At 40.4% G+C, this 9,513-nt stretch carries 9 protein-coding genes; 3 read left to right on the top strand and 6 right to left on the bottom strand.

Features of this window, described 5'->3' with window-relative positions:
* Positions 1–40: 40 nt before the first annotated feature.
* The gene (locus CO050_05145; protein ID PJC30807.1) at positions 41–1,282 is read right to left on the bottom strand and encodes a hypothetical protein; all 1,242 of its coding nucleotides are present in this window, start codon (positions 1,280–1,282) and stop codon (positions 41–43) included.
* 93 nt (positions 1,283–1,375) lie between these two features.
* Positions 1,376–2,005 (bottom strand): DUF359 domain-containing protein, encoded by a 630-nt coding sequence (locus CO050_05140; protein ID PJC30808.1) that lies wholly within the window; start codon positions 2,003–2,005, stop codon positions 1,376–1,378.
* Positions 2,006–2,195: 190 nt separating this feature from the next.
* Between CO050_05140 and CO050_05135 the strand changes: the two genes are divergently transcribed.
* The gene (locus CO050_05135) at positions 2,196–3,554 is read left to right on the top strand and encodes a glycosyl transferase family 1 (GenBank protein PJC30806.1); all 1,359 of its coding nucleotides are present in this window, start codon (positions 2,196–2,198) and stop codon (positions 3,552–3,554) included.
* Positions 3,535–4,575, top strand: a complete 1,041-nt coding sequence (locus tag CO050_05130; GenBank protein ID PJC30805.1) for a hypothetical protein — start codon at positions 3,535–3,537, stop codon at positions 4,573–4,575. Before CO050_05135 ends, CO050_05130 begins: the two co-directional genes overlap by 20 nt.
* On the opposite strand, the gene CO050_05125 is transcribed toward CO050_05130, so the two are convergent.
* Genes CO050_05125 through CO050_05115 form a run of 3 tightly spaced genes read right to left on the bottom strand, consistent with a single transcriptional unit; the run spans position 4,565 to position 7,365 of the window.
* Positions 4,565–5,566 (bottom strand): glycosidase, encoded by a 1,002-nt coding sequence (locus tag CO050_05125; GenBank protein PJC30804.1) that lies wholly within the window; start codon positions 5,564–5,566, stop codon positions 4,565–4,567. The genes CO050_05130 and CO050_05125 overlap by 11 nt on opposite strands.
* Positions 5,567–5,603: 37 nt before the next feature.
* Positions 5,604–6,308: a hypothetical protein gene (locus tag CO050_05120; protein ID PJC30803.1), complete on the bottom strand. Its 705-nt coding sequence runs from the start codon at positions 6,306–6,308 to the stop codon at positions 5,604–5,606.
* 55 nt (positions 6,309–6,363) lie between these two features.
* Positions 6,364–7,365, bottom strand: coding sequence for a rod shape-determining protein (locus CO050_05115; protein ID PJC30802.1), 1,002 nt, complete (start codon positions 7,363–7,365; stop codon positions 6,364–6,366).
* A gap of 84 nt (positions 7,366–7,449) precedes the next feature.
* Between CO050_05115 and CO050_05110 the strand changes: the two genes are divergently transcribed.
* Positions 7,450–8,655, top strand: coding sequence for a hypothetical protein (locus tag CO050_05110; GenBank protein ID PJC30801.1), 1,206 nt, complete (start codon positions 7,450–7,452; stop codon positions 8,653–8,655).
* A 30-nt stretch (positions 8,656–8,685) separates the two neighbouring features.
* Here CO050_05110 and CO050_05105 read toward each other — a convergent pair whose 3' ends face one another.
* Positions 8,686–9,387, bottom strand: coding sequence for a hypothetical protein (locus CO050_05105; protein PJC30800.1), 702 nt, complete (start codon positions 9,385–9,387; stop codon positions 8,686–8,688).
* Positions 9,388–9,513 lie beyond the last annotated feature (126 nt).

Below are 9,513 nucleotides of genomic sequence, written 5' to 3'. Positions count from 1 at the left end.
CAGCTTCATATTATCTATTGTTTCATGGTTTACCCAAATATTACAATATTTTAATCTCCCAGGGATAAATGTAATGTTTGTTTTTTCTTTCCCCTGTTAAACCTATAACTTTGTAGTTTTTTGTTTTATATTTAGCTGAAAAATTTAAAATCGCTTTCATATTAAATGAGTTAAAGCTGAGCTTAGCTTCAATTGGTAACATTTCACCTAATGCTCGATTAATAACAAAGTCTACTTCAGCACCAGCTTTAGTCCGCCAAAAGTTTATTTCTTCTCTGCCGTAATGCTTAGCTAATTCAGCAAATATACTAGTTTCAAACATTTGATCCGTGGAAATGCTTGGGAAATCACGCATGTAGAATAAGGATGCCAATCCACTATCTAAGAAAAATATTTTTGGGCTTTTGACAATCTCAACTCTTGAACTGCGACTAGTTGGACGTACTCGTTTGAGAATGAAAGTTTCTTCCAACAGAAAAATGTATTTATTTATGGTTGGAATAGATAACTGAATCTCTTTTGATAAACGACTAACGTTGAGCAATTGCCCAGTTTGAGAAGCTAGAAGCTGTATGAGGTTATTGAATTTATCTGGATCTTCGATATTGGCAAAATCGCGAATATCCTTGCGAATATAAGTGTTAATTATTTGTCCCATAATTGATCTTTTTTGTGAGATGGTCTCAGCAAGTATCACTTTTGGGTATCCTCCGTATATAACAAACTCCTTATACTGCTGTTCGAGCTTTTGTATATGAACTGGTAATAGTGCTTCTTTGAGGTTAATATTGACTTCTTTGAACTTTAAAAATTCTTGAAATGAGAGTGGATGAATTTCAAAATTAACGGTTCGTCCAACAAGTGAATTACTAAACTTTGATTTAATCTCAAATGTAGAAGATCCAGATACGATTAGGTGGATATTTTTGTAGTGATCTGCAATTAATTTCATAAAACTGGATGGATTATCTAGGTACTGTATTTCGTCAATAAGCACATAGAGTCGTTTGTCCGTTTCGTACCCCTCCCCTTTTAGGTATTGTAGAAATGCATCTACGCCCATATTGAATACCTCCAGCAATGCCGGGTCCTCCATATCAATGTAGATATTAGGCATTTGTAGATTTTCTAGTTGCGTTTGAATTAGATAGAGAATATGAGTCTTGCCAACCTGTCTTGCCCCGTGTAGCACTATTACAGTTTCTGAGTTTAGGTGACTAGTTATTTTATCAAGACTATCTCTTGAGTACACTTTGTTACTAGTTACTAATTTGTGTTTCATTTTAGTAGTGCTATTGTATAACTATGGTTAGTAAATTGCAAGGATATTTCGAATTTAAGTTAGCACTAGGATTATTCTGGTGTAAATTCTTGATTATTCAAACCGATGGAGAAGGTGGAAGATTTTTTCCTTAAGATCTTCGGTTACTGTTACAACAACCATTCCTGAAGGATTTTTTCCCATTGGTGGCTGTCCATAATAGACGACGCTTCCCAGCGGAGCAAAAAGAATAATTGGTAGAGTGAGCAAATCCTCTTCTCCATCTACAACGTGTATTAGGTGATTACTAGATCTACTACACAGCTGTTGTATTGTTTTAGCAATTATTAGCACCGATTCTTTAGTCAGCTCTCCTCTGGGGTTAGAAACCTCGTGAGTTTTAAAGCTACTCTTAATATTAAGCTCTGCGAGACTGTTATATCTGCGTTTGCGCTGGACAAACAGATCAACAACCGCAATATTTGGCTCAATCCCCGCTTCAATGAGCGCAATTGTAGATATATCCCCCACAGAGACTACTAGCTTGTTCGGGATCTGCTTCTGAACAGCGCTGGAAACAGGGCCGAGGGGTTGGCGGAGGGTTGGGCGAAGATTCTTGGGAAGTTTGCCCCAAGTTTTATGCTTACTCCAAACTACACCTTCCCGATTAATCTCCCCTGCTCGTATACGAGTGGAGGAGATTGGTTGATCGTCTTGAGCTAATTCTAGCTCTACTTCCTCTATCTGTAAGCTGGGTAAATTATTTGCTTGGCGCCAGTTGTTAACTTTGAGCGCGTTAGGTTTAGTTTCTGAAGTAACTATCATAGCTTCAATCTGGGTGGGTTTATTGAGCGTGCCAAACATGTCTGAGATTTCCACAATCTCTGCTCGTTTGGTGAGTTTATGTTTGAATAAGAAATCTTGTACTTCCTGTTTGCGCAATATTAAAGGCCTTGCCTTTAATATTTTACTACTTGCGAACTCATTTGAGGTAATACCAATGATTACTTTGTCTGAGACTTTAAAAGCCGAGGCAAGGAGCTTGCGGTGGCCTTTGTGGAAACGGTCGAAGGTTCCACCAGCTGTAACTAGTTTGAACTTGTTCATGTTTGTTAAGTATATCACTGACCAAATTGTGTATAATGCTATTTTAATGAAAACTCTTCTTGTTTCAACCTATGTTCCTCAAAAATGTGGAATTGCAACATACACACGAGATTTGATTCAGGCAGTTGTGGGTTATAATAGCAATATAACTCCTCATGTTGTTGCCATCATAAATGGCAAAGATTCTAATTACCCACCCGAAGTAAAATTCAAACTAGAAAAAAACAGCCGAGATGATTATATTAAGCTTGCAGATAGAGTAAATTCGTCTAGTTATGCTTACGTATGCATTCAGCACGAGTATGGAATTTTTGGCGGAAATGATGGAGACTACATTCTGGATTTTGCCAAAAAACTTAAAAAACCCTTAATCACAACTTTTCATACAACCCTACTTGAGCCAAGCCCCAACCAGAAGCATGTGCTAAAAGAGTTGGCTAGATTATCTCAGAGCAATATTGTAATGATTAAAGAAGCCAGAGCCAGGTTGCGGAGCGTGTATAACATCCCTAGTCGAAAAATTAAGGTTATTCATCATGGTGTACCCGACCTGGAACTGGAAGATAATACTCAGGCAAAAGAAAGACTAGGGTTTAGGGCTGATGACTTTTTAGTTGGTACCATCAACTTAATCTCACGCAATAAGGGGCTAGAATACGTGATTGATGCAGTAAAGAAGGTGTCTATGGATATTCCCAAGCTTAAGTTTGTGATGGTGGGAGCGACACATCCCCAGGTTAAGCGTGCTGAAGGCGAATCTTATCGTGAGTTTTTACTAAAACGGGCTTTCGATCTTAACCTAAACGGTCAATTTAAGCAGGTGAATGAGTATGTGCCGCTAAATAGTTTGGTAGATTATTTGAAGGCATTGGATGTATACATCACTCCATATACAGATCTGGATCAGACCTCGTCAGGTACCTTGGCTTATGCAGTGGGAGCAGGTAAGATCTGTATCTCTACTCCGTATATCTATGCTAATGAGATTCTTTCTGATGGGCGAGGTTTTATTGTTCCTAGGAGAGATAGCGATGCAATTGCCGAAAAACTTATACAGACATACACCAATCTAACTGAGCGTAAGAAAATGCAGGAAAGAGCCTATAAGTTTGGGCGTAAGATGATTTGGTCGCAAGTTGCTGCTAAACATATACAGATATTTAAAGATGCAAAAACCAAAACTTGATTATCTTCGACTTCTAACTACTCAAAAGGGCATCCTACAACACTCGTCAGGAGACAAGCCCAATCGTAAATATGGCTATGCGTCAGATGATAATGGCAGAGCTTTGGTTGTCTCAGATCTCTGGTGTGGAGCCAACGATAGCTCTATGAAGAAGTATATTCAGATATATCTGGAGAATATAGCTCGCTCTCAAGCCAAAAATGGGAAATTCTACTGCTATTTGTATGATAATGGCAAAAGAAAGCAGTTAGGAACTGGAGACTGGTTTGGTAGATCGCTTGTGGCTTTGGCTTTTCACATATTAAGATCGGATCTTTATATATATAAAGATCCGATCTTTAAATGCTTGCGGAGGAGCTTGAGGTTGGTTTTGGATGCTCCAGAAAAGTTTAGCTCTTTAAGGCTGCGTAGTCAGCTTGTGTTGGCTAGTTATTATCTACTCGTAGCAAAGCAAGTTCAGACTATTCTAACGAGCTCTCAGGAAACGAGATTAAGAGAAATACTTAAACTTTGGGGGAAAGATTTAAGCGTTGCTTTTGACAAACATGCTGAAAGTTATTGGGTGTGGCCTGAAAACAAGATAACTTATGACAATGGCAAGGTAATCCAAGCTTATCTTTTATTAGGAGAAATACTAGAGAAGCAGCAATTGATTAAGATTGGGCAAAAAATGCTTAACTGGTATCTGGAACAAACGATGAAAAATGGCTATTTTCAGGCGCCCGGAAATAATAAAGGTAAATTTTGGAGAAAAGGAGAACAAATGCCGTTGACAGATGAACAGCCTCTTGAGGCATATTCTCTAATTACAGCTCTGGTTAGCGCTAAAAAAATAGATACTGCAAGACAGGTCTATGAATGGTATTTTGGCAAGAATAGACTTAAGGTGGTCATGGTAAATAAGCTTGGAGGCGTCTATGATGGCTTAAGAAAGAATAGTGTTAACCCCAATCTTGGAGCAGAAAATGTGGTGGGAATTAGCCTGGCGTATCTTGCAATTAAGCACAAAATCAACCTGTAAACAACTTTTCGTCTCTCCCATATTGCTCAAAAGTGTGAAATGAGCTACAGGAATCATAGATATGTTTGGTCCATTTTAGGATGATATCTTTGGAAACAGTTGCAAGCCCCACAACAGCATCACCAGCGCCGTAGTACACTAGATATTCTGAGCTTGTTTCAACCGCGCCACAGGTAAATACTACTTTTGGTACAAGCCCCTCTTTTTCATAGGCCTCTTCAGGCTCGAGGATGGGCTCGCTGCTTCTACCAAGTACGATTGCCGGGTTGTGGACGTCGAGTAAAGCCAGACCCAGACGGTAAACCATATTATCGTCGACACCATGGTAAAAAAGTAACCAACCGTAGACAGTTTTGATGGGAGGAGCCCCCATGCCAATTCGTTTACTGTCCCACATGCCTGGTCGAGGCCAAAATAAGGGCCCCCGTTCTTTGTAGTTTCGAGCGTCTGTGGCAATGGCGAGACGGGCATGTGGTATTACACGGTGAACCATAAGATAATTCTCGTTTATTAGCTCGGGGAACAAAGCAGCATCCTTGCTATCAATATGGCCTATTACAACTCCAAAGCGAGTAAAAGACTGGAAATCATGGGTATACGCGAGGCTAACGCGTACTCTCCAGTTTTCGGGTCTCTTATGGGCCTCATCGAACTCAACAATCTCTGGATAATGAGAAGCAGCTGTGTAGAGAATATAGTACTTATCCCCAATTTTTGTTACTCGAGGATCCTCTACGCCTAATACTTCGTATTCGCTAGCAGGATCTGGAGCAAAGACGGGGTCGAAAGAGCGCTCAAGAACTTCATCTGGTTTTCCTAAGCGAGCTAACCCTAAGCGAGAGATCATGTCAGTTCCCTGGGCGCGATACAGGAGGTGAATTTGTCCATTTAGTTCAAATACGGCGGGATTATATACATAACGATTTTCCCAAGGCTTGTTAGTTGGCAAAAGGATGGGATTGTTACTTGAGCGAGTTAATTTAACCTGCATTCCTAGACTATATCATAGTAATTATTTTTAAATTATTTTAAAACCCGGTTTTAAAATAATATAAATATAAAAATTTAATGAGGCGGAGTTGGCGGGTAATGCGCCAAGGCTGCCAGATTAGTCTCCAGAGCCATTTGAGACCCAATTTATTCACAACAGCAGGTGTTGGTCTTACTAAGCCTGCGATCTCATCAAAACTCCCTCCCACCACCATAAGAACTGTATCTGTTTTTAGTTTGTCCATAAAATATTCCTGCTTAGGTGCTCCTAAAGCAATAAAGACTATTTTAGTATTATTTAGTTTAATCTTGCTTATAATTTTTTTGTACTCATCGTCAAATTTTTCTCCAATTTTTAGTTCTGGCGCAGCCATCGCCCAGCCTTTAAGATTGGGATGTTGCGCTTGGAGTTTAGCTAGGGCGAGCTTTGCAGAATTACCCCGCCCACCATAGAGCCCAATCCCCCAGTTATTTATTGCAGCAAGCTTTATAAGTTCGCGCATTAATTCAACACCGGGTGTTGTATTTCTGATACCGGCTAGCCTGAGACCTACTCCATCTGGAATGGCAAGATTCGCATTATTAAGAATAGTTGCTAAGACAGGATCAGACTGGGCTTGAGTGATTATTTCTGGGTTAGGTGTGACAACACGGTATGCTTTTTTATTGTTTACTGCATTGATGACCCTATCTAGAGCGGTAGAGAGATTAATATCGTCTACTTGTATGTTTAAGGTTTTCATGTTACTCGCTTAAGGCTAAGCCATTCATGAAATAAAAGGCTTAGCCTTGTCTCGCTTAGGCGCGACCAATGTGTTGTTTGTAGAGATCAATATTCTCAAGCGCAACACCAGTGCCACGAACTACGCAATAAAGAGGATCTTCCGCAACATGAGCAGGAACCCCGGTTTCCTGTGTAATGTACCGATCAAAGTTGGCAAGTTGACAAGTGCCGCCTGACAATACAATGCCTTTTTCAATAATGTCTGAGGCGAGCTCAGGTGGCGTTTGTTCGAGGGCAGATTTTACAGCACCAAGAATCTCGACTAGTTCCTCATCGATGGCTTCTCTTATCTCTGTTGAGGATATCTCCACTAAGCGTGGTAAACCACCAGCTAAATCTCTACCCTTAACTTCCATAAAGAGCGGTTTGGGGAGCAAGAGAGCGGAGCCGAGCTTAACTTTAATATTCTCTGCTGTTTGGTAACCAATTGCTAAATTATGTTTTTTGCGCATGTGAGTAGTAATTGCTTCATCGAGTCGGTTGCCCGCAACCCTAACAGAGGCATGTGCGACTACGCCACCGAGAGAAATAATGGCAGCTTCAGTGGATCCCCCACCTGAATCTACAATAAGATTTCCGGAAGCTTCAGCTATAGGAATCTGAGCACCAATAGCCGCAGCTAGTGGCTCCTCTATAAGATATACTGTTTTGGCTCCAGCTCCCATGGCTGCGTCTATTACAGCACGGCGTTCAACCTGGGTACAACCAGATGGAACACAGATCATGAGTTCGGGCTTGAATAGGCGGTTACGACCAACTGCACGGTCAATAAAATATGCCAACATTGTGCGAGTGACCGAATAATCTGCAATTACTCCGTCGCGCATCGGTCGAAGCGCTGTTATATTACCAGGTGTGCGTCCTAACATTGTTTTGGCTTCATTACCCACAGCAACTACTTTTCCATCGTCACTTACGGCTACAACCGTGGGTTCCTCAAACACAATTCCCACTCCTGCAACATAGATAAGTGAGTTTGCTGTTCCTAGATCAATTCCTATTCTTTTAATTAACATGTTGTACGCTTAACTTAAGGCAAGACCTTTCATTGCATGTAGGGTCTTACCTTGTTTCGCTTATGTTTATTATATAATAGCAGGATGCGGAGCATAATTCTTCCAGTATTATCTATTGCGCTTTTACTTGTAGTAGCCATAGTTGTTATTTTCTATGCACGAGGCTACCGATTTAATACTCAGGAGCAGGTGATGTCTGGAACTGGGTTGCTAGTTGCCACCTCAAAACCAGACGGTGCACAGGTATTTGTTGATGGAGAGCTGAAAAGTGCGACCAACACAACCTTGAGTCTTACACCAGGGAAACACGATGTTGAAATTCGCAAAGAAGGGTTTCAACCATGGAAGAAAGAGATGAACATCTTTGAAGAAGTCGTGTCTCAGACTGATGCCGTACTCTTTCCTCGTAACCCGGGTTTATCGCCATTAACAAACTCTGGAGTTTTATTCCCTCAGATTGCACCGGATGGTAGCGCTGTTGCATTTGTAAAACGGGATCCTGAGGCAACAATTGCTGCTGGCTTACGCAGACAAGAAATACTGGAGCAAACTGGTATTTTTGTGCTAGATTTAGAGAATCGCCCATTGGCATTTGCTAATAACCCACGCCGGATTGTCGCGTATGCTGCGCTACCCGCGGATTTATTGGACCAAGATATCATAATTACCTGGTCGCCTGATAAAGATCAATTACTGGTTCAGTTTGAAACTACGGCTTACTTGCTAAATAATGCCAATAATCCAGTTCCTGCATTTGCTCCTAGCAGCGCGGAAACAATTGAACTATGGGAAGAACAAGCAGCTTTAGCACTCCAGAGCAAGATCGAAGCGCTACCCAAAGAACTTATCTTGATGGCAACAAGCTCCGCTGAAATAATTAGCTTTTCACCAAATGAAACTAAGTTTTTGTACCGAGGAATTAAGGAAGATACGGTTGTCCAGGTTATAGATCCTCCACTTATTGGGGTAAATTCCACACAGGAAATACGCCAGATCAAACCAGGTAACTTATATACCTACGATCTTAAAGAAGACCGTAACTATCTTGTGGGGCCTGAGAGTGAGATAAATGTAAGCTGGTTTCCTACCTCTAGTCATCTAGTCTACATTGAGGAAGACAAACTAAAAATAATGTCCTTTGATACCACCAATAAGACGACTCTTTTTGCCGGTGCTTTTGACCCAGATTTTGTGACTCCCTGGCCAGATGGATCCTCAGTCGTGATCTTAACTAACTTGAATCCCGATGCTTCTGATGAGCTCAACCTCTACGCTGTCAAACTCCGCTAATCCCGCAAGGTCAGACCTTGCGGAGTTAATTTAGTCTATTTGAAGTTCTGCAATTGGGAATTCACTGTTACTATCGCTCGAAATGGACATAAATTCTCTATAACTACCTATTTTCTCTGAATTTTTATTAAACCAACTTAGAATTCTATCTGGCTTAACCCACTCTTGTTTAATCTGACCCAAATAATTCGGTAACGAACTTGGCCTCTGACTCCGCAAATCCCACAAGGTCAGACCTTGCGGAGTTATTATTGCTTGTTTATGAATATAGTACGAAAGATGAACCAGTTGCTCGTCAGTGATAGCCAAAACTCCTTTGTATGCGCCTTGGAAAAGAGGTCCAACACGGCTATATTTTTTATTGACAAATATAGTGTAACGCGAACATAATGATTTCATAAACTCTACTATTGCTCTTTCATCTTTCTGATGAATTAATAGATGAAAATGATTAGGCATTAAACAATATCCAAGTAGAGAGATTCTACTGCTATAATTTTTGAGCCCTATTTTTCGAATAAATTTTTCTTTCTCTCTATTTTTTAGGTCGAGATCTACTAATTGTTGCCTTATTTCTTCTTTATTAGTTGGAACCAAATAATCCTTTATGTAGCTCAGAAAAACTGCGTAATCCGCTTTTTCAAAAAAAATACTCTGCTTATTCACTCCACGGTTGTAGATATGATATATACCATCGGAAACATACTGTTTTATGCGATTTTTTGTAGGCATTAGCCTAATAATATCATATTTATCTCCACAAGGTCAGACCCACAAGTTCTAGAAACGATCGCAACCCCCTAGGAACAATTTGTTAGGTACAATTCACTTCCTGAGAAAAAAGACAGGAGGTGAATA

This window comes from Candidatus Roizmanbacteria bacterium CG_4_9_14_0_2_um_filter_38_17, assembly GCA_002788855.1.
Taxonomy (GTDB): Bacteria; Patescibacteriota; Microgenomatia.
This window is presented reverse-complemented; position numbering and strand designations above follow the sequence as displayed.

What these genes read in the sequence shown, in the direction of transcription:
- CO050_05145 (PJC30807.1), bottom strand. Translation starts at nt 1,282, where the DNA reads ATGAAACACAAATTAGTAACTAGTAACAAAGTGTACTCAAGAGATAGT.
- CO050_05130 (PJC30805.1), top strand. Translation starts at nt 3,535, where the DNA reads ATGCAAAAACCAAAACTTGATTATCTTCGACTTCTAACTACTCAAAAG.
- CO050_05125 (PJC30804.1), bottom strand. Translation starts at nt 5,566, where the DNA reads ATGCAGGTTAAATTAACTCGCTCAAGTAACAATCCCATCCTTTTGCCA.
- CO050_05120 (PJC30803.1), bottom strand. Translation starts at nt 6,308, where the DNA reads ATGAAAACCTTAAACATACAAGTAGACGATATTAATCTCTCTACCGCT.
- CO050_05115 (PJC30802.1), bottom strand. Translation starts at nt 7,365, where the DNA reads ATGTTAATTAAAAGAATAGGAATTGATCTAGGAACAGCAAACTCACTT.
- CO050_05110 (PJC30801.1), top strand. Translation starts at nt 7,450, where the DNA reads ATGCGGAGCATAATTCTTCCAGTATTATCTATTGCGCTTTTACTTGTA.
- CO050_05105 (PJC30800.1), bottom strand. Translation starts at nt 9,387, where the DNA reads ATGCCTACAAAAAATCGCATAAAACAGTATGTTTCCGATGGTATATAT.